At 34.4% G+C, this 24,928-nt stretch carries 16 protein-coding genes; 7 read left to right on the top strand and 9 right to left on the bottom strand.

The annotated features are described in order from the left end of the window. Positions 1–124 precede the first annotated feature (124 nt). From sov to ABR854_RS17555, 6 genes are all read right to left on the bottom strand, one after another. Positions 125–7,336, bottom strand: coding sequence for a T9SS outer membrane translocon Sov/SprA (gene sov, locus ABR854_RS17580; RefSeq protein ID WP_350266986.1), 7,212 nt, complete (start codon positions 7,334–7,336; stop codon positions 125–127). Between the two features lie 168 nt (positions 7,337–7,504). Then, entirely contained in the window at positions 7,505–8,098 is a 594-nt protein-coding gene (gene ruvA / locus ABR854_RS17575) for a Holliday junction branch migration protein RuvA (RefSeq protein ID WP_350266984.1), read from the bottom strand. A 134-nt stretch (positions 8,099–8,232) separates the two neighbouring features. Beyond that, the gene (locus ABR854_RS17570) at positions 8,233–8,784 is read right to left on the bottom strand and encodes a hypothetical protein (protein WP_350266982.1); all 552 of its coding nucleotides are present in this window, start codon (positions 8,782–8,784) and stop codon (positions 8,233–8,235) included. A gap of 210 nt (positions 8,785–8,994) precedes the next feature. Then, complete coding sequence (locus ABR854_RS17565) at positions 8,995–9,447, bottom strand: DUF3299 domain-containing protein (protein WP_305952472.1); 453 nt, start codon at positions 9,445–9,447, stop codon at positions 8,995–8,997. Positions 9,448–9,488: 41 nt separating this feature from the next. Then, a complete protein-coding gene (locus ABR854_RS17560; RefSeq protein WP_350266980.1) occupies positions 9,489–10,709 on the bottom strand; it encodes an ABC transporter permease in 1,221 nt (406 codons plus the stop codon). Between the two features lie 77 nt (positions 10,710–10,786). After that, positions 10,787–11,413, bottom strand: coding sequence for an ABC transporter ATP-binding protein (locus ABR854_RS17555; RefSeq protein WP_350266978.1), 627 nt, complete (start codon positions 11,411–11,413; stop codon positions 10,787–10,789). Between the two features lie 218 nt (positions 11,414–11,631). Here ABR854_RS17555 and ABR854_RS17550 point away from each other — a divergent pair, with 218 nt between their 5' ends. The 4 genes from ABR854_RS17550 to ABR854_RS17535 all read left to right on the top strand — a co-directional run bounded on the left by ABR854_RS17550 (position 11,632) and on the right by ABR854_RS17535 (position 17,455). Then, positions 11,632–12,267, top strand: coding sequence for a peroxiredoxin (locus ABR854_RS17550; protein ID WP_305952469.1), 636 nt, complete (start codon positions 11,632–11,634; stop codon positions 12,265–12,267). A gap of 192 nt (positions 12,268–12,459) precedes the next feature. After that, on the top strand, positions 12,460–13,254 hold the full coding sequence (locus tag ABR854_RS17545) for a glycoside hydrolase family 25 protein (RefSeq protein ID WP_350266975.1): 795 nt from the start codon (positions 12,460–12,462) through the stop codon (positions 13,252–13,254). 79 nt (positions 13,255–13,333) lie between these two features. Beyond that, positions 13,334–14,980 carry a glucose-6-phosphate isomerase gene (gene pgi / locus ABR854_RS17540; protein WP_350266973.1) on the top strand — a complete coding sequence of 549 codons (1,647 nt, stop codon included), beginning with the start codon at positions 13,334–13,336 and terminating at the stop codon, positions 14,978–14,980. Between the two features lie 519 nt (positions 14,981–15,499). Next, a complete protein-coding gene (locus tag ABR854_RS17535) occupies positions 15,500–17,455 on the top strand; it encodes a LysM peptidoglycan-binding domain-containing protein (RefSeq protein ID WP_350266971.1) in 1,956 nt (651 codons plus the stop codon). Between the two features lie 195 nt (positions 17,456–17,650). Here ABR854_RS17535 and ABR854_RS17530 read toward each other — a convergent pair whose 3' ends face one another. Continuing rightward, on the bottom strand, positions 17,651–18,790 hold the full coding sequence (locus ABR854_RS17530; protein ID WP_350266969.1) for a glycosyltransferase family 4 protein: 1,140 nt from the start codon (positions 18,788–18,790) through the stop codon (positions 17,651–17,653). A 114-nt stretch (positions 18,791–18,904) separates the two neighbouring features. On the opposite strand from ABR854_RS17530, the gene ABR854_RS17525 reads away from it, so the two are divergent. The 3 genes from ABR854_RS17525 to ABR854_RS17515 are packed head-to-tail and all read left to right on the top strand — an operon-like array spanning position 18,905 to position 22,534. Continuing rightward, positions 18,905–20,269: a hypothetical protein gene (locus tag ABR854_RS17525; RefSeq protein ID WP_350266967.1), complete on the top strand. Its 1,365-nt coding sequence runs from the start codon at positions 18,905–18,907 to the stop codon at positions 20,267–20,269. A gap of 34 nt (positions 20,270–20,303) precedes the next feature. Next, on the top strand, positions 20,304–21,359 hold the full coding sequence (locus tag ABR854_RS17520; protein ID WP_350266965.1) for an acyltransferase family protein: 1,056 nt from the start codon (positions 20,304–20,306) through the stop codon (positions 21,357–21,359). Positions 21,360–21,382: 23 nt separating this feature from the next. Beyond that, positions 21,383–22,534 (top strand): glycosyltransferase family 4 protein, encoded by a 1,152-nt coding sequence (locus ABR854_RS17515; protein ID WP_350266963.1) that lies wholly within the window; start codon positions 21,383–21,385, stop codon positions 22,532–22,534. A gap of 102 nt (positions 22,535–22,636) precedes the next feature. On the opposite strand, the gene ABR854_RS17510 is transcribed toward ABR854_RS17515, so the two are convergent. After that, positions 22,637–24,139, bottom strand: a complete 1,503-nt coding sequence (locus tag ABR854_RS17510; protein WP_350266961.1) for a hypothetical protein — start codon at positions 24,137–24,139, stop codon at positions 22,637–22,639. A 67-nt stretch (positions 24,140–24,206) separates the two neighbouring features. Next, positions 24,207–24,887: a glycosyltransferase family 2 protein gene (locus ABR854_RS17505; RefSeq protein WP_350266959.1), complete on the bottom strand. Its 681-nt coding sequence runs from the start codon at positions 24,885–24,887 to the stop codon at positions 24,207–24,209. Positions 24,888–24,928: the final 41 nt, after the last annotated feature.

The following is a 24,928-nucleotide window of genomic DNA, read 5'->3' as shown; positions in this document are numbered from 1 at the left end:
GCAAATGTTGGAAAACTGAAAAAATGTAGCTTAAAAAGTTTTGGTTTTTAGATAAACCTACATTAAACCAACGCTGGCAAGGTTCAAAACCCTGCCAGCGTTTTGAGCAGAATTAATATTTTATCTATTCCGAAAGACTAAATCTTACGTTCAAGCCACCAGTTGTGGTTGTACGTGGAAATGAAAAATTGGTTACAAACGGACGATTTACCAAGTGGTCAATATAGAAATTCATTAAGATTCTTTTATTGATTTGGTACGAAATGCGTGGTCCCAACTGGAAATTATAATTTCCTTGTGTTGGTTGTGGGTCGCCATCAAGTCTTCTCTGGATTCCCTTAATATCTCTTAGCGTAAGATTAAATTGCAAGTTTAAATCATTTTTTAGGGTAATAACCCCACCATCACGACTTCTAAAAGGGAGTTTAACACCACTTTTCTTGAAACCAAAATTAAATACAAAATCATCGCTCGAATACTCAGCAATTTGTGAGTTTGAAAGATTCAGCGAAGCTCTACGCTCTTTGTTGTATTCAAATTTACCAGAAATTTTACTTTTCGTAACGAACTGTACACCAATAAATGGAGCAAATTTTTCATCAATTGTTATCGTACTCATCACAAATACTGGAATAAACTGCCCCAACGAATTTAATACATCAGTCGAAGGTAGTGGGTATCCCTTTTGTGCTAAATTGATAGCAATATCGGTTTTATTATACTCAAGCGATGAAGTGAAGTTGCCAACATTAAAGTTTGAAGTATAACTATGATTGATTGTAATCGAACTAAAAATACGCTTGAATGGCTCTAAATTTGCCAATCCACTATAATCAATTCGCCAGTTTGGAAGTGGTAAGTTGATTCTTCTATTGTTTGGATTAAAAGGATTAAAACCGATTCTGGCACGTTCTGCTTTGCCACTATATGCTGCAAAAAAGGCAGGAATCAGAATATCCTGTGAGTTTTTATTATAATATTCATTACCAGTAGCCAATTGATTTTCAATAATTTGGTCACGATATTTTATCATATTATCAAAAACTTTGTATTGATAATTACTACCGCTATCCGTACTCATGCGTTGGAAGGCAGTGCGGAATCCCCAAAACGACATACCATAATTTCCATTTCTTACGGGGCTTTTGGCACTGTAACCACCACCATCATCGGCCGTGTAATATTCTTGGTAAGTATCGCCACGGCTCATATTTCCACTAATTTGGATTCTTAAATCCTTGCTTGGCTCAATGGTTGTTCGATAACTAAATTTAATTTGTCGAGTTTGAGTAAATGGCTGGGTTTGCACAGTAGTTTGAGACAGCCATCCTTTTTGGGCCGCTTTTACTTGGAAAAACGGGTCTTGTTGACCCATTACAAATCCTAAGCCTGGAGCAGATTCATTGCTACTTAGTCCAAAAAATCTCGGAACAGGCATAAAACCTGGTAAAATCGAAGTTTCAGTGATTGAATAATCATAGTCAATTCCTCGAACACTCATCAGCAAACGAGTAAAAGTCTTTGCCAAATTGCTGGTTGAAACTTCAATGTTTTCATCATCACCAGGGTTACGAGTAAAGCGTTTCTTTACTGGATTTGGACTATTGGCAAATCGAAGATATTTGGCTTTGTTATAAAGTTTAACAAAGTCAATTTTGCCTCTTACACCTCTATCTCGGCCGTTACGAATAGTATTTCCGAATGGAATATTAAATTCGTCAAGGATGTTTAAAGAAACGGCCTGATAATTAAATTGATTATTGTATTTAGCGTCGGCCGTCATCCAATCGAGTAAGAAAAATTTATCAAGCGGTAAACGATACGTAAAACGCATTTCTTGACTGAAATTTTTAGCACGACCGAGCTTTTTCAAATTCGTTAGAAGAGAGTCTGTTTTTTGTTTGGTATTCAAATCTCCTTGTGGCTCGTCAATCAAAGCATTCATTGAAGCCGAATAGTTCAATAAAATACTTTTGGTCAAATTCCACTGTAAATCATACATTCTATTCATCAAGAAATATTTTTCAAACATCGGAATTATGCCGTTTGTCGTCAAATCTGAATTTCTTAATTGGGTTTTAGCAAAACTTCTATCAAAATCAGTTCTGAAAGCCACTACTGTTGGCAATGGCGAGAAATTGAGGTCTTTTAACCAATATAGCAACGGACGTTCAAGGGATTTCTTACTTTTAAATGGCTCCCAATTGATTTGTTTTGGCTGAAATTGATACGTAAAACCGCCTTTATATTGATTCAGAGCATATTCATCAATCAGAATATTACTTCTGCTCACATTATTTTGTGCGTACGTAAATGTGAAGTTTTCAATGTCGTAGAAATGTGATTTTGCTCCTTCTTTGGTTTTTATCTTACGAACATTTGAAAAGTTAAAGCCTCGACGAGTATTATCATCGACCACAAGTCTGCGGTATCTTTCACGCTCGGTTTGGTCTGAAATATTGGCCAAAGCAATCTCCAGAGGCATATCAGGGTCGAGTGGATTGAAGTGTGGTTTTACAGTTTGTTTATCGAAATTGATAAAGAAAGGTATTTTTAAACCCCATTTTTCTGGCAATAATTTATCCAGTTCGATATTTGAGGCAATACCAATGCCTGTTCCGTTATCTCTGGCTCTTTCAGATATTTTATCTTGAACTCCACCAAAACCAAACCCTTTGTAATTACCATTAACGGTTACGGTCGCTAAGTCTGCCAGTTTGATATTGGCAGCAAGTAAAGCCGCATCTCCTGAAGATTGGTCGAAACCAAAAGCACGGAGTTCATTCATCCAAACGAGAAATGTATTAGCAGATTCATCTTCAGATTTAGGATTTCTTACTCCCAACATAATAGTCAGCACTGTGCTTAAATCTGGATTTCCTAAAACCGAAATCTTAAATTTATTGTCTTCGGTTGGTTTTGAATAAAGGACAGAAAGATTTTTGGCAACACGATTTCTTTCTCCTTTCAAGGCAACGAGTTCTTGCAGAGCAACATCAATTGCATTTTCATCAGGCCAAATATCGGTTTCGTTGATAGCTCCCTTTCGGGTCATTTTTAATTGTGGAATTTCGATTTCGTAGTAGTTTTCAGTTAAATCGGTTCCAATTCTTATGTAAGCTCCGCCAACTTCTTTTTCGGCATCATTATCATTTTCGGCGTGAATAAATAAGCGTAAACGCTTATAATTGAGCATATCAACACGAGTATTTTTGAAAACCGCTCTTGAATCGCCATCACGGAGGTTAGTTACACCAAGTGAGATTGATTGTTCATTAAATTTGATATTAAACTGTTGTTGCGTTACGTCTTGGTCACGAATAAAACCTGGCGGCACAACATAGGGTGTTTTTCCATCTTTTACATTACAATTTTGCCCATCATCAGAACAGCCATTTTCTTCGATACTTACTACACCAACTTTAAATTTAGCATCATAAGGTTCAGGAACTTCGGTTAATCCAGCATTGCTTAGATTTTTGTCATAAACACGATAACTGTTCGATTCAAGTTGTAATGATGCAAAACGTAAAACAACTGGCTCTTCAAAATCAGTTAAAACTGTACGCATGAAACGGATAGATTTGAAGCCGTTGATGTCGCCGTATTTGCGAGTAAATTGTTTGACTGGAACTCTGAAAAGATACCAAGTTGCTTCTGTGCCTGGAACTGTCACTTTATCAACAATAAAGCCTTGTCCAACATCCATTTTATTAGGGCGTAGGTCAATCTCATATTCGTAGAAATTTTCTACATCGTTGATGGTATTATCGGCATTAATATCTTCTTTGTCAGGTGTTACTGAGTTGGCGGGTGTAGCAATATTACTTGATTGCGTATTGCTTTGAGGTGAGTTATTTTCTACTCCCAAATAATTTTTGAAACGTTGTAAAAGATTCTTGTTTTGAGCATCATAATCGGCATCTATGAAAAACTTGAAATCATCGCCCGAAGGATCTTTTGCAATTTCTTCATAAACCTCTGGTTTAACTTTGCCTCTAATATCTTCCAAATAACGTTTAATGTGTGGAAAATCTTTTTCTTCAGTGTTTGAGAGTCCATCTAAACCAACATCTTGTTTTTCTCTCGAACCTGTTTGATTATCAAATGCATCGGTGAGAAATTGCACGCTTGGTGCTTTTCCCCAACGAGTTGTCACTGGTTGAGAAGATGAACCGCCGCTTGGCAAAAGCCCATTTTCAAAGTTATTTCTACTGTCAGGAATAAAATCTTCTGAAACATCACCCAAATGAAATAAGAGTTTTCCGCCTTTCGTATTTCGTTTATTGCCATTAGGCGAGCCATCACGCACAATATCAACAAATGGATTGAGCATCCAGAAAGTTAAATATTCAGTATTAGCATTTTCAAAATCATTATCAGCCGTAATTCCACGCATGACCGCACCAAAATTATCTTTTGGATTTGGTAAAAAACCATCACTATCTAAATTTGGACTGAAGTTATACAGGCCTCTTTCTGCTGGAAAATAACTAATATCAAGGATATTGAGTGGAATTGATGAGTTGAAAGCAGGTAGTGAACGACCAGTGAAAATTTGATTGGGCGTAAATGCTTTTTCGTAAAGGTTATTGTTTGCTTCGGCGGTTACATTATCGGGAAGTACGCCCGCACCGAATCCACCACTAAAGTAGGTAGTTTGGTCAACTGTATAAACCGAAATTTTTCCTCTACGATAATTGTAATCATAATTTACAGCACTGCCTTGAAACGATTCGGGAGTAGAACCAGGTCTCCAACGAGTTGGTTGGCGAGTAAGGTCATTGATGTTTCGAGTCGATTCAAAATCATCGATCATAGCGTTACCACCAATTCTTTTGTCGTTGACGGCAGGAATTAATTTGGCATATTCAGCAGTCAACTGAATTGATGACATCTCTTTGGTTTGAATCAAAGGGAGGGCATCAAGCATTCGAGTCAAGAAGCGAGAGTCTTTTCTTAGATTGACATCGACACCCAGAATGGTATTGTTTACAGGTTCTTGGCCAATTGCAACCCTTGTCAAAAATCCAGGTGTACTTTCACGAAGCGACATAGCAGTTGCTCCAATATGAATATCTTTACTGAGGTTATAGTCAAGTCGTGTACCGAGCATTATTCTACGTTGTGTATTGAATAAATCGGGTTTTTCCCACTCGATACGAATCTGACGTGCCGAATTTAAAATACTCTGATTTGTGATCTTAATTTTTCCAAGTTGTGGCTCGATGATATAATCTGCACCTTCTTGCAATTGAACACCACCCGCAAAAATTCTAACCGATTGTCCCGAAGCTCCCAATGGAAGTGAGATTTCTGACGCATTACTGGCTTGTAAACTACCTCTGATAAAAAACTTATTTTTGGTCGTAACTTGCTGAGCATCAGCCATAGTGGTGCGATACAACTCATTGAAAACGTATTTCTCTTTCAAGATTTGTTCGTCAAGGTCAAATTTACTTTCAAGCGTACTACCAAAAGGCTCAAGAACAGGGAAAATGAGTTTGCCCATCTTTGTATCAATGGTAATATCTTCCACAAAGTCAAAATTACCATCGCCATCTGGTAATTGAGGGTCATTGTTTGGATTCAAACGGTCTAGATTCATAATTCGGATGAGCGGAATATTTTGCAATTTTCTACCATCTTGCAAATTGGGTGTATCCATTCCTGTACGGTCATCTTTATATATGATTCGTAGCTGAAAGCCTTGTCTGCCAACGCCTGGTGTACCGAGTGAATAAATATTTTTCATCATCAAATTCCACATCGGACTATTCGTGCGATTACGGATTGTTGAAGATTTGATGAGTTTTAACATAATTACTTCGTCTTCACGGCGAGAAGAGTAATCTTCGGTCAATTCTCCGACTTTATAAGTGCGTCCGTTGTAAGTATATTCATAGGCAACGGCCAAAATTTCGTCGTTACGCAGGGGAGTGACCAATGAAATATAGCCGAGTTCTTGATTGTATTTGAATTCTCTGTCGGTTAATCGTTTAGAGCCTCTCAATACTTCATAGTCAATTCCTTTCTTCAAACCAAGTCTTGCCAGTGTTCCAGTACTATCATCAACTCTTCTGAAATTTGGGTTATTATTTAGATTGTCGAAAAGTGGCGTTGCTTTATTATCAACCACATTGTATTTGCCATTTGCTCCTGGAAGTTCTCCTAAATCCGTAAATGCGGTTAGGTTTCGCATAGATTCGATACTATTGGTGCGGTTGGTTACATAAACCTCCAAACGTGTAATTCTGACATTAGAAAGCACCAAAGGCAGATTACGAAGCGATTTTTCGTAATTATCTCTAAAAAATTGAGCCAGAAAGAAATGTCGGTTTTCGTCATAATTATCGCAACGTACCTCAAAAGTTCGGTTTTGTGAACCTCCATTAAGCACGATAGATTCGGTTCGTGAACGTTGTTGGGCAACAACGGCAGTTACATCCAACTTTCCAAATCTAAATGCAGCTTTTACACCCATTAAGTTTTGAACACCTGGAATCAACTGACTTTTTACAGGCATACTGATATTTCCACCTTCTACTTTTTGGAGAATATCTTCGGGTTGATTTTTGAAGTTTAACTTTAATTGATTCTCAAAATTAAAGGCAGCTTTTGTATCAAGATTGGTCAAAACTCCAAGCTTATCGCCAATTTTGCCGTTAAAGTTGATATTGATTTGCTCATTGAAATTGAAAAGTGTTTGTTTTCTTTGAATGAGCGGCAAGAACGGATTATCAATAAATTGTCGAATTAATTGAAAGTCAAGGGTAACAAAGCCATTAGGTTTTAAATCTGGAACGCTTCCACCAAAAATTCTGTCAACAATTGGGTTTTTCTCCAAAAGTGGTTTCAAACCACGACCACTAACTGCACTTTTACCATCTTGTAGGTTTTCGTAATCTCTTAGAATGCTTCGGCGAACACTTGCATTTTGAATGCTTGAGTATTCATTAAAAGTAAGGGCTTGCGGAACTTTATAATCTATGCGTTTACCTGCTTTTTCTGTGATTGAGATTTCCTTTGCGTCGGGCGAAAGTTTGAAATCGGTTACAATACTTTTTGAATCTTTGAGATAAAAAGGTGATTGAGGAACTTTTGCTGCATAACGGTTTAAATAACGGTCTTGCCAACGATAGCTCGGGCGGCTTCCAGTTCGAGAAATAACAGTATCTTTCTCTGGAATTAAGAGCGAATCTATCTTGGTCTTTTCAACAGTAGTTGCACTTTTTTTGCGTATTTGGGCTTGTAAGTTGTTGATGCTTATCAGTCCAAAAAAACAAAAAATTAAGTATAAAGTAACACGATTTGATTTTAATAGCTGTCTGAACATACAGTTTTTAGGAAAATTCAATAGGAGTATCAAGAACTAAACGACTAAAACCTTGCCAATAGTCTATGTTGACTTCTTTTTTAGCGTGTTTTTTTTAGTTTAGTGTAAAATCATAACGCTGAATAATATTTTTTCAATTTACTATTTAGCGTTATTTTATTTAATGGTTTAGCGAAGAGCAAGTTTGATGAGTTGTTCGACTGTAATATCGTTACCTTCACGTTTAAGAATCGTATCTATACTCTTTTCAGCGGTTGCTCTCGGAATTCCTAGCATTACTAATGCAGCAAGTGACTCATTACGTACTTTTGCATTTTCTGTATTAAAGATATTTGGTGTAACTCCACTAATTAAGTTGTCTTTCTTTAATTTATCTTTCAGCTCAATAATAGCTCTTTGAGCAGTTTTGAGACCAATTCCTTTGATACTTTGAATTGTTTTGACATCTTCACTCACCAAAGCCTGTTTAATTTCCGGAGAAGATAAAGACGAAAGCATTACCAACGCAGTGCTTGGCCCGATGCCTGAAACGCTGGTTAGGTCTTCAAACAAAACTTTCTCTTCGGCATCATAGAAACCAAATAATGTGTGAGAATCTTCTCTTATAATCAACAAAGTATGAAGTTTACATCGTTCGCCAGTGTTGTGAAGTGCGGCGTAAGTTTGTAAGGAAATTTTTACTTGATAGCCCACACCACCAACGTCAATAATAACGTAAGATGGGTCTTTATAGGCAAGTTTTCCGTCGAGATATGCAATCATAAGAGTTATGAATTATGAGTTCTGAGTTCTGAGTTTTTTTACTCACAACTTTAATTGTTTTCTTCCAGAGAGTATAGTTAAAGTTTTTAACTAAGAACCGGGCGTCGGTCGCTCAAAATTCAGAACTCAGAATTTTATTTAATAATGTTCAATCTCAATCCTCCACTTACTTGTGGATTGATAAAAAATGGTGAAGGTAATGCTTCAAGATACAATCCTGCATCCAAGAAAAATGCTAATGGTTGATTCGGCAATTTTAATTCAAAGCCTGCTGTACCTGTTGGTCCCAGTGCAATTTTTTTAGAACGAATTTCTTGCGGAGGGGTCACATTTCTTGAGAAAAAGTAGTGATTTCTATTATTTATTTGCAAACCGCCACCGTAATATACGTGAGCCCAATCTCTTCTGAAAACTTCGTGTTGCCACAAATAAATGCCTTGAATCATTAAGCCAGAAGTTCGATATTCTCCACCATTGTAACTCCGTTTTCTATTATAAATAAAGCCATAAGTGCCAACATTTATATCAAATGCTTTATCGCCATTTTGGAAGTATTTTCTGAGGTTAAAACCGAGTGGTTCACCAACTCTGAAACCAGCAGCCCAGTTATAATCATACTGTGCAAAAGTTTCTGAGCTTATGCTTAAAATTAAAATTGTTGTGAAAGCGAAAAGTAGTTTTTTCATTGTTTTTATCTGATTCAATAATTGCAAGAATTTGCCAAAAGTATAAAATACTGTTTATCAAACGAAATCTTGCGTAAATTTATTAAATAAAAGAGCGTCTGAATTCACATCCGACGCTCTTCGTTTATAAGGATTTATGCAAACAAAGTAATTAAACCTTTATTTTTGAGTGGAAAGTTTTGGACTATCCACCGTTGTTTATCGACTATTTTACAAAACCAAATCAGTATTTACCAAAATATAATTTAGCTCATTAATATCGTCGGCGTTGAGTTTCAACGTACCTTTTACCGTCACACGGTCGTCAGTATTGAAACGTTTAGTTGATTTTTTGAATTTGATTTGTACAACCGATTCCGGCCCTGCACCTCCACAAAAGAAACATGAGCTATATGGGTTTGCAGAAAGTACATAAACATTGGCATCAACATCAACTGGAATCATGTAACCCGTTAGAATGATTTCTTTGTCTTTTAAATTAGCAACTTTCTGCCCGAAAGTAGGGTAGAGGATAAACATTGATTCTTCGGCACTCCATTTTTTCTTGAAAGTTACATCACGGAGTGTTTCCCAAGTTATTTTGGTTGGCTCATCGGCATACGTGAAAGAAAGCAATGATAAAGCAAAAAAGCCAAGTATGAATCTTCTTGTTAAATTTTTCATTTTATTGATTTTGAAAGTGTAAAGTTCTTAAAATAAAACAGTTATTCGGTTGCCAATGTTTTTGAAATATTGATTCTGTAAATACCAATTGATGGAAGGGCGGCAGCCAAAATTCCGACTAATAACGCACCACTAAACAAATATATTTCGCCAGTTTGTAAACTAAATTGACTTACATCGAAATGGAATTTTTTGCTTAAAGCATTTGAAATCAGATAGATACCAATTCTACTCAAAAAGATTCCTGCTATAAAACCCAGCAAAGATAAAATAATACCTTCTAATAACAACATCAAAAACAAACGAGTTCGACTGGCACCCATCGAAAGCATCAATGCCATTTCGTATTTGCGTTCTTTTAAGGAATTATAGAGTGAAACAAAAACACTGATTCCTGAAATGAGCATAATAACGGCCGCCAAAAATTGTAAACCTTCTATGCCAATGCCTAAAAGCTCAAACAAACGATTGACCTCAATAGCAGGAACTGCCGCTTGTAATTTTGAATTCTGGTTAATGTTTCGTGGCATTGTCATCATGCCCATCGGTGAGCGAAATTTGATGATGGCACTTGTGATTTCTCTTTTAACCGTACTATCAGCTGCTTCCTCCTCATGGTGTTCTTCGCCTTCTTCGTGGTGCTCATCTTTATGTTCGTGAATACTCCAAACACTATTTAAACTTGTTAAAATCAAGTTATCGACTACCGAATTATTGTATTCTAAAATTCCAACAACTTTATAATTACTTTCGGCGTGTTTTTCTCCTTCCGAATCAAGCCCGTGTGAACTTGCAAATGTATCACCCACTTTCAAATTGGTATTTTGTGCCGTTAAAGCTCCTAAAACTACTTCCAAATTGCCTTTAAACATTTTCCCAGTTGCAATTTTTGTCTTGAAATGCTCAAAATACTTTTTGTTCGTGCCAACAATTCTAAACCCTTGATAATTATCGCCCATGGAAAGGGGAATCATTTCTTTTACCAACGGATTTTGTGCAATTGCCGCAACATCATCTAAATAAACATTGCCTGTTGGATTATCAATTTGATAGACCGACGATAAGATTAATTGTAGCGGACTGCCTTTTGCACCAACCACCAAATCAATTCCGCTGATATTTTTGGCAAATTTATCTTGTAATTGCTTTCCCAAAAGCATCAACAACGAAATCATCGCAATGCCGAGGGTCATCAACAGAATACACAAAAAACTATTGAGTTTTTTGTCGAGTATATTTTTCCAACTTATTTTAAATAACATGTTTTTGATTTACGATTGACGATTTATGATTTACGATTGTAAAAATTCGTAAATCGTAATTCGTCAATCGTAATTTGTTAAAGTGTAATAATATTTTTAAAATTATCTTTCAATCTTTGGTCGTGGGTGACTATTATTAAGGCAGCACCTATATTTTTTGATTGATTTTCAAGTAATTGAATTACTTTTTCGCAATTCTCGTCATCTAAATTAGACGTTGGTTCATCGGCCAAAATCACATCAGGATTATTCATTAATGCTCGTGCAATGCTCACTCTTTGCTGTTCACCACCACTTAGCATTGCTGTTTTTTTATTTAATAATTCACTGATACCTAAATTCTGAGCCAGTTTTTGAGCTTGTTCTTTCGATTGTTTTTGGTCGGCTAAATAATTGGCCAGTAGTAGATTATCAAGTACATTTAAAGAACTTACAAAATGGGGCTTTTGATAAATAATGCCCAAATGATTGGCTCTCATTTGACTTGCTTCTTTAGCTGTCAGAGTTGCCAATTCTTGTCCGTTTATTTGTATCGACCCACCTTTTGGGGTAAGAAGCAATGCTAAAAGGTGTAAAAGCGTCGTTTTTCCAGTTCCCGAATTTCCCAAAATGAGTAAAGTTTCACCTTTTTCGCAGCTAAAAGATGGAAAGTTGAATATCTTTTTGGTATCGTATGAAAAACTTAGTTCGGAGCAAGCCAGCATTGTATTGATTTTTTGATTCAGTGTTTCAAAGATACTACATAACCACTATTTAGTACAACAATATTTTCAATGCTTTATTAAAAAATAATCTTCTTCTTATGATTTTAAACATATTCAAACACAATTATTTTTATGTAGATTTGTGAACTATTTTTGGATAAAAAAGATTCTCTATAAAGTTAGTAGATTATTTGTACAAAACTTAAATTAAACTAAATATGTCACTTAGATTAGGAGATATTGCACCAAATTTTACTGCTGAAACCACGCAGGGAACAATTGATTTTCACGAATGGCTCGGCGATTCTTGGGGAATGTTATTTTCGCACCCAGCCGATTTTACGCCAGTTTGTACAACAGAATTAGGAAAAACTGCACTTCTAAAAGATGATTTTGCCAAAAGAGGAGTAAAAGTAATAGCCGTTTCGGTAGATGATTTGGCTTCGCACAACAAATGGGTGCCAGATATTGAAGAAGTGAATGGCGTAACCGTAAACTTCCCAATTATTGCTGACGGTGACCGCAATGTAGCTACATTATATGATATGATTCACCCTAATGCTTCCGAAAAAGCAACGGTGCGTTCGGTATTTATCATTGGACCAGATAAGAAAATTAAATTGACTCTAACATATCCAGCTTCAACTGGTCGTAATTTTACGGAATTGTTGAGAGTAATTGACTCTTTGCAATTAACATCAAATTACCAAGTAGCCACTCCAGCCGATTGGAAAGAAGGTGAAGATACAATTGTAGTTCCAGCGGTTTCGACCGAAGATGCAATTGCGAAGTTTCCGAAAGGAGTAAAAGTAGTAAAACCTTACTTACGCTACACTCCACAACCAAATAAGTAAAATTGGGTTGTAAAAAGAAGTCTAGTACACCTCAAAGGTGTGCTACACTTCTTTTTGACTAAAATGTATCAAAATCCAAAGTTTTAGCCACTATACGGTCAAATCGTTTTAATCATTCCACATTTTATTTACTTTTGCACAATATTTGCAATATAATCTACATTAGTTAGATTTTAGATTGCACCTGAGTTAATGAGAAAGAAAAAAAAATTGAGTCTTTGGGAAAGATTTCTGAATCAACTTTTTTCCTTACGTGGACTCTACGTTTTGATTGTTATTGCACTCATCACTTTATACCCTGTGTATGTAAGTGATGGTCAGCGGTGGACTTATATTGAAAACTTTGGCATAAAACTTCCACTCAGATATAACATCCACGGAATTGATGTTTCGCATCACAATAACAAAATTGATTGGCATAAGGTAAAAAATAGCATTGAGGATAAAGTAGATATAAGTTTTTGCTTTATCAAAGCCACTGAAGGGGAAGATTTAAAAGACCAAGATTTTAGTAATAATTGGCAGGAGGCAAAGAAAACAGGGTTAATCAGAGGAGCGTATCATTTTTATGTACCAAGAGCTAATCCAGTTGAGCAAGCTCAAAATTTTATAGAATCAGTAGTCCTGGAAGATGGTGATTTTGTGCCAGTTCTTGATTTTGAAATTCAAGGAACAAACAAGCGGGTGAGAGCCAATCTTCTTGAGAACGTTAAAACCTTCATTAACATCATAGAAAACCATTACGGCGTAAAACCAATTATTTACACCAATGGACACATCTACAAACAGTATATAAAAGGAAACTTAGACAAATACCCATTATGGATTTCTAATTACGATAGTCAGAAATTAGAAGGTTATGAAGATGCTCGTCTGATGATTTGGCAACATAGCACCACAGGTAAAGTCGATGGCATCGAAGGTGATGTAGATTTCAATGTTTTTGTTGCTTCAAAAAGCCATTTAGATGATATTTGTATCAAATAATTTCTCTGAAAGCCTCAAGAGAATTTATACTCACTTACCAAAGAAAAAACTCCCCTTTAGGGGCTGGGGGTAAAAAAATATGCTTAACTCAACTAATTTTACTCAAACGCCTGCTTTCAAAAAACTTAAAGCTCACCACCGTACCATCAGCAAAAAGCACTTAAAAGAGTTATTTACTGAAGACAAAAACCGATTTAAGAAATTCTCAATCAAGTTCAATGATATTTTGCTTGATTATTCAAAAAATAACATTAACCGCCGAACAATAGCTTATTTGACTGATTTGGCCAAAGAATGCGATTTGTCAGGTGCGATTGAGCAAATGTTTTCAGGCGAAAAAATCAACCAAACAGAAAATCGTTCGGTGCTTCACGTAGCATTGCGTAATCGCTCAAATACTCCGATTTTAGTTGATGGTAAAGATGTGATGCCCGATGTAAATGAAGTTCTCGAGAAAATGAAGGTTTTTTCAGGAAAAGTAATTTCAGGAACTTGGAAAGGCTATACCAATAAGTCAATTACTGATATCGTAAATATCGGAATCGGTGGCTCTGATTTAGGGCCAGTAATGGTTACTGAGGCTTTGAAACCATATAAAAAGAAAAACATCAATATTCATTTTGTATCAAACGTTGACGGCACGCACATTGCTGAAACTTTGAAAAAAGTGAATCCTGAGACAACCTTATTTATGATTGCCTCAAAAACATTTACAACGCAAGAAACAATGACAAATGCTCTTTCGGCTCGTGATTGGTTTTTGCAAAGTGCTGTCGATGAGGAGTTTGTGAAGAAGCATTTCGTTGCAATTTCTACAAGTCAGAGTTTAGTTGAAAAATTTGGTATCGACCCGGCCAATATGTTTGGCTTTTGGGATTGGGTAGGAGGGCGTTACTCGCTTTGGTCAGCCATAGGTTTATCAATCGCTTGTACGATTGGCTACGAAAATTTTGAGCAGTTATTGCTTGGGGCTCACGAGATGGATAATCATTTCCGTTCAACTCCGTTTGAGAAAAACATTCCTGTTATTTTAGCACTTTTGGGCATTTGGTACAATAATTTTTATGGTGCAGAATCGCAAGCTATTTTACCTTATGACCAGTATTTGCACCGTTTTGCGGCCTACTTCCAACAAGGTGATATGGAATCAAACGGAAAATACATCGACCGTAACGGAAACAAAGTTGATTATCAAACTGGCCCAATTATTTGGGGAGAACCCGGTACAAATGGTCAACACGCTTTTTATCAATTGATTCATCAAGGGACAAAGCTAATTCCTGCTGATTTTATCGCTCCAGCCATTTCTCATAATCCGCTTGGTGAGCATCATAAAATGCTTTTATCAAACTTCTTTGCCCAAACTGAGGCTTTGATGAACGGAAAAACTCGTGCAGAAGTTGATGCTGAATTGACTGGAAAATCTGAAGAGGAAAAAGCCAAAATTGCACCCTTCAAAGTTTTTGAAGGAAACCGTCCGACAAACTCAATTTTGGTCAAGAAAGTTACTCCGAAGGTACTTGGAAGTTTAATTGCTATGTACGAACACAAAATCTATGTGCAAGGTATCATTTGGAATGTTTTCAGTTTCGACCAATGGGGTGTAGAACTTGGTAAGCAATTAGCCAATAAAATTTATCCAGAATTGACAGATAATGATGTCATTGAAAGCCATGATAGTTCGACAAATGCGTTGATTAATCAATATAAAAAGTGGAGAAAGTAATTTCCTGAATATTTTTATTTAAATAAAAGGTTACTCATCTGAGTAGCCTTTTTGTTTAAATAAACTTCTCAATTGAGCAAGATATTTTGTTACAAATGTAGTATTATGATTTTTCATATTCTAATATTATATAATCAGAAAAACGTCTAATATTTATTTTGAAAATTAGAAATAGAAAAGTATGTGTGTAACTTGCTGATTATCAGTGTTAAGAATTAGAGATTTATTTTCATTTATTTTTGAAAAAATAAAAAATACGGAAAATATAAAAAAATAATGTTGTTTACATTTGGAAATTACAAATACGTATAATAACTTTGAAACACCAAGCAAAAAAGCTTTCCAAATTAACTATAACAAGTACCCAAACGAGAGTAAATTCTCGAACCCAAAAAAAAGTAAAGGTAACCAGCTATTGAGAGAGGTGTTTTTCATTAAGCAGTTTAACACCTCCCTCTCAGTAGTTCAAGTGAATCTGACATAATGGACTTACGTGCTTTTTTACATACCCAATTTTTGGTGTTCCTTTTCATCGTCTTGGGGAGCTTAGATAGTCGTGCAGCAGTTGATAATGATTCTCCACTTGTGCCTTACGAAATCAAATTTGCGGATGTAACCTTTCAACTCACTGATGTTACACGATATTTAGTTCAAACTGAACTTAAAAATATTCAAGCAGATAAAATTAGTCTTCGTCAACAACTTGATAAATTTAATCTATTTCTGCCGGTTGTAGAGCCTGTTTTGAAGGAAAAGGTAGTGCCAGATGATTTCAAGTTTTTGATGATTTATAATAAGTATCAATCTTCTATTGAAACCTCAACTTTTCTTGAAAATGGTATTTATTGGTGTCTTGATAGAGAAAAAGCTGACAATGTAGATTTGATTGTTAACGACCAACTTGATGAGCGAAAACATTTAATTGCTGCGACCAAGGGAGCAGCTATTTGTTTTAAAAGAAATCAAGTGTTGTACAGAAATTGGGCATCAACATTATTCTCGCACATTGCTGACAAAAAGATTCTAACTTTGCTTGAAGTAAATAAAAAATGGGCAGAGAATCCTTATATTTTACTGGATAGCCCTGCTTATTCGGCGATATTACAGTTTTTGGCTTACAAAATTGCGATTGAAAGGGAATTTCCTACATATAAACCAATTGAGCAGAAAATTGTCTATGAATATCCATACAGTAAAGGAAAAACACTCAATAAAATAGCTCTTGACTTAAAAGTTGAACCAGAGACGCTTTTTGAATATAATAAATGGTTAAATTCTGTTAAAGTTCCAGATTCAGATTGTAATGTTTTAGTGATTGTTCCAGCAAATAGATACAGTGAAGTTCGAACTTTCGCAGAACTTTCAAGAAAAATAGGTTTACCAGCCAAAGATTTAGGTTTTCCGATTTTGAAGAGAGAAGATAAGTTATCAAAGACAAAATCTAAGGGTGGGGTATTTTATCTGATAAATGATTTGGAAGGCTTACAAGCTGATATGTGCGATATACCCGTTACGATGGCATACAAAGCTGGAATTTCGGTAGAGCGTTTTGCAGAATACAATGATATAAAAGAAAATGATTTGTTGAAAATAGGGCAAGTCTATTATATACAATCAAAAACGAACAAGGCGAGTGTACCATTTCATGTAGTGCGTGACGGAGAGACTCTTTGGGATATTTCTCAAATGTATGGTGTAAAACTTTCAAGTTTACTCAATTTTAATCGTTTCGAAACAGTTCAGCGGTTGCAAAGAGGTAGGGTTGTTTGGTTACAAACTACTCGTCCAAAAAACAAACCTATTGAATATATAGAAATGCCCGACGAAATGACCGAAGTAGAAGAAATGATGGTTGCTGGGCAAAATAAAAACTTAGAAAAAGAGTTTATATTAGATGATGCTGTTCAAACTGTTGAAGTTAAGTCATCTATCAAAGACGTTGATTTATCGAGTTTGCCTTTAAGTCAAGAAAAAAGTAAAGAGCAACAGTCGCAAATCATGAATAAAAATGATTTGGCTTCAACGAAACAAGAATTACCAAAAGAGATAGATTTGTCAATTCTTCCTTTAACTAAAGAAATTGGAAAAGGAAATCAACAATCTAAGGTGACAAGTAAGAATGAAATGCCAAAAGAAATTGAACCTTTGACGAAAGATATTAGGAAAGGTAATACAAATGGTGTAAATTTGTCCAAAAGTATTGATAGAAAGCAAGTTACAGAAGGAATTGTAGCACAAGATGAAGGGCAAACTGTTACGTGGAATAAACAAAACTCAACTAAGAATAAACCTTATTCGGTTGAAGTTGCCGATAGAGAAGAAAATAAAACCTTTTTGAAACATACAGTTAAAAAAGGAGAAACACTTTTTAGAATTTCAGTCAATTATAATGTAGCAGTATCAGAATTGTGGGTTTGGAATAATTTGACAAGTACCATTGTGTATGAAGGTACGGTTCTAAAAGTTAAAAGATAGTAAATAGTATAGATTCACTCAATAGCTCAGATTAGCTTCTGCCTTTGGCGGGAGCTAATTTTTTTTGAGTAAAATTAGTATTTGGGCTAAAAAACTTCAATAGAGAAAATTAACTTGAGTCGTCCAATATTGGTTACACTTTTGCTCAAGTTATATTACCAAAGATGGACGACTCGACTATTGTATAGTAAAAAACTACATTGCAGATTTAATAAAGTCAAGAATTTCCTTGCCTGAAACGCTCCAACTTAACCTGTTTTTATATTCTTCAAATGAAGTTAGTGCTAATTTTTTATACATTTCGGGTGTCTCGATAGCACTCTTTATTTTGTTATAAGTATTTTCAATAAATTCTTCTTTATCAAAAATCCATCCATTAATATCATTCTTTATGATAGTTGAAATACCACCAGTATTTGTACCAATGGCTGGTATGCCGTGGGCATTAGCTTCACAATAAACCAATCCATAGGCCTCCGCTTCTGATGGAACAATTAGGAAATGAGATTCGCTAAAAAGTTTATCAAATATTGCTTTTCCTTCACTTTGGCCTTTATTTATATATCCATAGTTTTTTACAAAATCTTTCGAGTACTTGGCTGGCAAATTAGGTATACCAACAATATGAAGCTTAGTTTTTATGCCATTTTGATTTAATTTTTGTGCAACTTCAAATGCAAGATTTCCACCTTTTCTCTTAAAATCAACTCCAATAAATAAAAGGTTACACTCAGTTTTACTTCTGTTAGATATATTTTCTTGAATTTTAGTTTCAGATAATTCTTTAAAAATATTTGCACCAAATGGTATTGTCTTAACTTTATCAGGATTTACATGATAATGTTTAATCGCCGATTCTTTAGCCCAATCTGATGCATAGAAAGTAATTTTAGCATTTTCTAAAGCTTTTTTCTCAGCTAAAAAACCATTTTTAAGAGTTTCATTACAAAGATTGACATAGGAAGGGTAGTAGTCGATCATTTCATCAAAGACAGAATCTGTGTAGAAAAACACAGGAACTTTGCATTCTAAGTAAGCGATTGGCATGCTTGATGGAGCAAATATACAATCAATATCTTGAGGTAGCCTTTCTAAAATTTGTCGAGCATAATCTTTCAATAAACGAGGTTCTCGAATCGCTTGATACCTTCTACCTGTAATATTATAGAATAATTTTTTTATTCTTAACCAGTTGCGGAAGTTATTAGTTAGTTTGTCGATAGTGATTATTTCGACATCCTCTTGAATCGAAAGTGAGTATTTGATAAAGTAATCCAGTCCTGACCAATTTTGTAAATCAGAAGAATCATTTTCAGAAACGTAGGCAATTTTCATTATTAAGTACTAAATATGTAAAAACATAAAAATAATGTTTTTTTTAGAATAAATCAATTTCTAAATTAAATGATGGAATATTATTATCTTTGTGTTCTTTAAAGCAAGTGTAATATGTTTGTGATACTCGACTATTTTTTTAATAAATGCCGCCCATTTTTACAGGTTTTTGCATTAGGGATGTTTTTGTTTTCGGGGCCTCTCATTTATTATCTAAGAGATGCAGTTGGTCTGGCCAAAGGAAGTAGCATTTTTACTGTTGCAATGATGATGGGGCCTATGATACTCTGTTTTCCTTTCGTAAATCTAAAAAAAGTTTATACTCCGGATAAAATTGCTTATAAATTATCAGCCTATTTTATTTTATTAGGACTAATTTATCTAATGGCTTATGCTCCGAATAGAGGTTGGTTTACGAATACTTACTACGAATTAGGAGTAATGATTGTTATAGCTTATTTGTATTTCTTCTTATCAACTGTAAGCATAAACGACTTGAATAAATATTTTGTAGAACTTGCCATAGTGATAACAAGTGTTGGTGGAGTACTATTCTTGATTTATTTACTTCGGAATCCTTATTTTGTAATTGGTCAAAGAGCAAGTATCACCTTTGGAAATAGTGAAGCAGAAGGTTTTGGAAATCCGCATATTTATGCAAAAGCTTCGTATTTGGGCATAGTGGCTTCAATACTATATTTAAGTAAGCCCAAAAGCTTAGTGCTTCAAATAATGAATTTTGGATGTATTTTTATACATATCATCATTTTGGGTTTAACTCTTTCGATGACCACAAACGCTACATTTGTTCTATTTCTGTGTTTGTATTCATATTTTAATCTTACCTTAGGTAAAGTATATGTAAAATTAAAAAAGATTTTACTAAGTCCAGTTTTTTGGATTTTTCTTACAGTATTCATTTTTAAAGCCAATGAATATTATCAGAAGAATGCAGGACCCATTACTAATATTGCCCTCACAATTTCAAGAAGGGTTGATGTTTTAGGCGAAACTTTTTTTCCTTTCTTATACAAAAGCAAAGATTCTCGGGGTATCTATAAGCAAAGAGTTGATGGGTCTGCTTCCGCTCGCATTGATAACTATACAACCTTGACAACGACATTTACCAAAAATTTGTCAGAAGGTAAGATTTTGCCAATATTATTTGGGAATGGCTATCATAAACTTTATGTAGATGTGCCCATACTTGAGGCCTTACACTCATTTGGTATAGTCGGATTCTTACTTTTTATGACCTTTTTTACATATATGGGATGGCAAGTTTTGCGAGAAATGAAAAATCCCCATTCATTAGCAACAGAATATATAGCATACGCTTACTTATACTTTTTCCTTTATACGTTTTCAGGAGGGCTGATTATAGATTATATTCGTTGGGGATTTTTTGCATTTGTTTGCCGATTTTTGCCAATTACATTCAAAAAAGAAGCCCCTAAAACTGTAATTGAAAAAGCATAGTCTTTTTGATACCTAAAAAGTGATATTCTGAATAATGCAATTAGAAAGAAACAATAATTTTGACCTGCTAAGATTGTTTGCAGCAACGAGCGTAATGATATGGCATGGTGCAGAGCATCTGGGAGTGTTTAACGAAATGTATTCTCTTTTAGCATGTTTGTATCATTTTCCAGGAGTCCCAATTTTTTTTACAATTAGTGGCTTTTTAATCACTCATTCGCTCGAAAGAAGTAAATTTGATCTTAAAACATATTTTAAAAATCGTAGCATACGTATTTTTCCCGCGTTATGGCTTTGTACAATCCTAACAGCTCTTTTACTGTTTGGGTTTGGTAAAGTGACAAGTCTGAAAGATTTATTACTTTGGTTATTAGCTCAATTTACTTTTTTACAATTCTATGCTCCCGAATCATTTAAAAGTTGGGGAGTTGGCCATCCAAATGGAAGTTTGTGGAGTATTGCAGTTGAGCTACAATTCTATCTGGTTTTACCAATTATTCTCCTTATTGCTGGTAGAATTAAGAAAAAAATAGTCGTTAATCTTTTTTTAGTAGTATTGTTTTTTATGTCAATACTATTTAGATATATAGTTGATTCTGAGGATATGCTTCATAATTACCCAATTTTAGTAAAACTTTCAGGCAATTTTGTTTTATACTATCTCCATTTTTTTCTCACAGGAATACTTTTATACAAGAATTATAATTTTATACAAAATCTAATTTCTGGAAAGGTTATTTACTGGTTTATTGGCTATATTTTGTATTTGTTGATATTTAAAGTTTGGCTTGGCTTTTACGAAAGCCCGTATTCTATTAATATTTTTGGTATAATAGCAAATACTTTGTTATCATTCCTTTCACTTTCTTTCGCATTTTCATATCAAGATTTGAGTGGTAAATTATTGAATCATAATGATATTTCATACGGAATATATATATATCACATGCCTATTGTTAATTTAATGTTGTCTTTAAATATGAAAGATAGTTTTATCTATTTGTTGGGTATGATGTGTTTTACTATTTTGCTGGCAATTATTTCATGGAAAATGGTTGAACGAAAAGTTATGCTCTCATTTAAAAAATAATATAGACCACAACATATTAATAGATGAAAATGCTCATCATTCACCAGTTTTTCTGGGCTCATTATAAAGCAAAAATTTATACCGAACTTCAAAAAGTTGTTGACAAACACCCCGAAGATGAACTTTTAGTGCTTCAGACAGCTCTGAATGAATTTACACGTGCTAAAATTGGTAGTATCGATTATAGCATTCATCAATATAACGTAAAAGTTTTATTTGAAGATTTTTACGAGAATACCACAATATGGCAGCGTGTACAAGCGTCGATTTTTTGGGTAAATAAATTTAAGCCTGATGTAATAAATTTACCAGGTTATTATGAACCAGCGATGAATATTGTACTTTTTTATTGTCGTTTAAAAGGGATTAAAGTTGTAATCTCGGCTGATTCAACTGAAGGAGATAATCCAAATGTATGGTGGAGAGAAGCTTTAAAAAGTTTTATTGTTACGAAGGCTCAGGGCTTTTTCTGTTATGGTTCAAAATCAGCAGAGTATATTTATAAGCTTGGAATGAAACCAGAACATATTTTGGTCGCCAATAATTCGGTTGATAATGATAGAGTTGCTAATGTTCACAGTGAGGCTTTAAAAACAAGAGATGAAGTTAAGAAATTATATAATCTCAGAAAGTATAATTTTATCTATATAGGGCGTTTAATAGAAGTTAAAAATTTAGATAATCTATTGGCTGCGTATAAACCTTTAGCGGATTCTGACTGGGGATTGATAATTTTGGGAGATGGAAGTGAGGACGCTAAATTGAAAAAGTATGCGGTAGATAATAATCTTGATGGTATTTGTTTCATCGAAGGGCAACCTTGGTACGATGTTCCAAAAATCTTAGCATTGGCAGATGTGTTTGTCCTACCAAGTTACTCAGAACCTTGGGGATTAGTTGTAAATGAAGCTATGGCCAGTGGTTTGCCTGTAATTGTTTCAAATAAATGTGGTTCGGCATTTGATGCTGTCTTGGAAGATGTTAATGGTTATACTTTTAACCCTTATAATGTAGAAGAATTGACTTTAATTTTCAAGAAATTTGTTGATGATCCTCAAAAAATTAAGACTTTTGGGCTCAAGTCAAGAGAGATAATTAAACGTTTTTCTCCTGAACAAGTAGCACAAGAGATGTACGATGGGTTCAAAAAGGTAATCATAGGCATAGATAAATAGGCCTAAGTAAGTTTGAGTTAAATGAAAATAAACTGGCTTACGCACTAAAGTTTACTATCACTAAAATTATGAAAGATAAATCCTTCAATAATTTATAAGCATTTAATCTTCTGTTTTAACTTCTCTCATCAAATAATTCCCGAAAAAAGAATTTTTCTTGGCAAAATATTGTAAGAAAATTTCTTCGGGAATATCTGCCTTATTGATATTCGGACTCTCTGCAATCGAAGGTACTTTTTCCCATTTCAGTGTTGTCATGCTACTGAAAATTCCCAAAAGTATTGTAAATGCCATATAAATTTTCAAAAACTTAACTGACATTTTTGATTTAAGCATTTCTGAATAGGCTCCTATAAGCAAGATAAATATCAATATTTTTATTGTACTGATAAGTCTCATTGCCAAATCGTTATTGAATCCGATTCTATATAAGGGTGAAATGATGAAGTAAGCCGCACAAAAGAGTAATAAAATAAGTTTATTTTGGTAAGAACTTCTCGAAGAGAAAAGTTTAAACATGAAAAATAGATAGATGCCAATCTCAAAAATACAATAGCCAATCAGGGCCAGAATTGAAACTAATGGTTTTTGGTACAAATAACCCGAAATATCTGCAAATGTCCAGATAAAACCCGAAAAACGATTATCTTGAAAATGTGCTAAAAAATAGCTTGCCATGATAAAAGTGATAATTCCTCCACCTAATATATTCGTAATGCTAAAAAACTTTGAAAATTTACGAAAAAGCACTAAAAAGCCAGCGATTATTCCAACACTGAAGGCACCCAAAAATGACCACATCAATAGCAGAGAAACAAAGAATAATACAAAACGATTATCTTTCCGTATAAAACTTTCGTAGTAAACAAAGAAAACACCCACAGTTGTAACTATATGATGTTGAGGAGAATAATGAACGTTAATTAAATTGAAAGAAATGCCCGATGGCCAAATAAAATATTGAATCATGGGTAAAGAAACAATATTTTTAAGCAAATAATGAGCATATAAATACGGTTTGAAGAGTGTAGCTCCCAATAAAAACAAAATAAAAATTAGGACGATATTAATGTTTTTTGGGCTAAGAAAATACAACCAACTAAAAGAAATAAAAATACCGATTGCTCCCCACAAATATAAAAGAATGTTACTTGCTCCAAAACCAACAAATTTACAAATTATGGCCGTTGGGAGATAATAGGCCATATAATACCCTAAGATTGCTGGTTCTTTTAGTATTCCGTAGCGAGTTTCGTTTTCATAAACCACAGGAAATGGTTTTTCAATGAGTTCTTTTACAATTGTATTATGTTTGTAGTAATCATAAGATTGCCCCAACCCGAAGTTTCCTAAACTAAAAACTATACCTAAAATTAAAGTAAATAAAGCTAAATAGAGCAATGTACTTGGCTCGATTCTATTAACTCTCAACGCAGAAAAGTCTTCATTACTTTTATTTGTCTCGATTATAAAACTATAAAAAGAATAGACTGAAACTACAAATCCGAGCGTTGCCCAAAGCGGGTTCAACCACGTTAGAATAAAAATCAGATTAGGAATCAATAAATATGAAACAGTAAGTAATTTCAGGCTTTTGATTGTCATTTTGAAGAAATTTTTATTAACCTTCTGAATATCAGTTTATTATGGCGAATTGAGATGTTACTCAAATTTAATTCACAAATCTATATTTTAATAAGACCCAGATGGCCTCAACCCCATCTTTCCAATTTATTTTTTTTCCTTCGCTGATTGATCGTGGGTAATAACTGATTGGTACTTCTGGAATTTTGTAACCAAGTTTAGCGATTTTTGCAGTAACTTCTGGGCAAAACTCAAAACCTGTACAATTGAGTTTAATCGATTTCAATAGTTTGGCATCAAACACCTTATAGCAAGTTGGTTCATCAGTCAAGTTTTGGAAATATAAAATATTCGTAATCCAGGTGACGACTTGCCCGCCCAAAAAGAAAGAGAAATAGGAGTGTTTGTTTTGTTTATTCAAGAATCTTGAGCCATAAACTACCTTTTCTTTTCCGCTTTCAATGACAGGAATTAGTTTAAAATAATCTTGCGGGTCATACTCTAAATCGGCATCCTGAATAATGATAATATCACCCTTTGAGTGAGCAATCGCTGTTCGAATTGCTCCACCTTTGCCTTGGTTTTTCTCATGGAAAACCACTTTTATTTTATCACTTTTCAAGGTGTTCAAGAGTTCACGTGTGCCATCTGTTGAGCCATCATCTACCACAATGATTTCCATCGGAATATCTACTTCTCCAATCTTGTTTAATATATTTTGTATATTGTTTATTTCGTTATAAGCTGGTATTAATACAGAAAGGAGCATATTTTTATGGGATTATTCAAAACTAACTAAGTATTCGGTAC

The organism is Emticicia sp. W12TSBA100-4 (assembly GCF_040253585.1).
In the GTDB taxonomy this organism is placed as follows: Bacteria; Bacteroidota; Bacteroidia; order Cytophagales; family Spirosomataceae; genus Emticicia.
This window is presented reverse-complemented; position numbering and strand designations above follow the sequence as displayed.

What these genes read in the sequence shown, in the direction of transcription:
- ABR854_RS17505 (WP_350266959.1), bottom strand. Translation starts at nt 24,887, where the DNA reads ATGCTCCTTTCTGTATTAATACCAGCTTATAACGAAATAAACAATATA.
- ABR854_RS17545 (WP_350266975.1), top strand. Translation starts at nt 12,460, where the DNA reads ATGAGAAAGAAAAAAAAATTGAGTCTTTGGGAAAGATTTCTGAATCAA.
- pgi (WP_350266973.1), top strand. Translation starts at nt 13,334, where the DNA reads ATGCTTAACTCAACTAATTTTACTCAAACGCCTGCTTTCAAAAAACTT.
- ABR854_RS17520 (WP_350266965.1), top strand. Translation starts at nt 20,304, where the DNA reads ATGCAATTAGAAAGAAACAATAATTTTGACCTGCTAAGATTGTTTGCA.
- ruvA (WP_350266984.1), bottom strand. Translation starts at nt 8,098, where the DNA reads ATGATTGCATATCTCGACGGAAAACTTGCCTATAAAGACCCATCTTAC.
- sov (WP_350266986.1), bottom strand. Translation starts at nt 7,336, where the DNA reads ATGTTCAGACAGCTATTAAAATCAAATCGTGTTACTTTATACTTAATT.
- ABR854_RS17570 (WP_350266982.1), bottom strand. Translation starts at nt 8,784, where the DNA reads ATGAAAAAACTACTTTTCGCTTTCACAACAATTTTAATTTTAAGCATA.
- ABR854_RS17530 (WP_350266969.1), bottom strand. Translation starts at nt 18,790, where the DNA reads ATGAAAATTGCCTACGTTTCTGAAAATGATTCTTCTGATTTACAAAAT.
- ABR854_RS17510 (WP_350266961.1), bottom strand. Translation starts at nt 24,139, where the DNA reads ATGACAATCAAAAGCCTGAAATTACTTACTGTTTCATATTTATTGATT.
- ABR854_RS17515 (WP_350266963.1), top strand. Translation starts at nt 21,383, where the DNA reads ATGAAAATGCTCATCATTCACCAGTTTTTCTGGGCTCATTATAAAGCA.
- ABR854_RS17550 (WP_305952469.1), top strand. Translation starts at nt 11,632, where the DNA reads ATGTCACTTAGATTAGGAGATATTGCACCAAATTTTACTGCTGAAACC.
- ABR854_RS17525 (WP_350266967.1), top strand. Translation starts at nt 18,905, where the DNA reads ATGTTTGTGATACTCGACTATTTTTTTAATAAATGCCGCCCATTTTTA.
- ABR854_RS17560 (WP_350266980.1), bottom strand. Translation starts at nt 10,709, where the DNA reads ATGTTATTTAAAATAAGTTGGAAAAATATACTCGACAAAAAACTCAAT.
- ABR854_RS17555 (WP_350266978.1), bottom strand. Translation starts at nt 11,413, where the DNA reads ATGCTGGCTTGCTCCGAACTAAGTTTTTCATACGATACCAAAAAGATA.
- ABR854_RS17565 (WP_305952472.1), bottom strand. Translation starts at nt 9,447, where the DNA reads ATGAAAAATTTAACAAGAAGATTCATACTTGGCTTTTTTGCTTTATCA.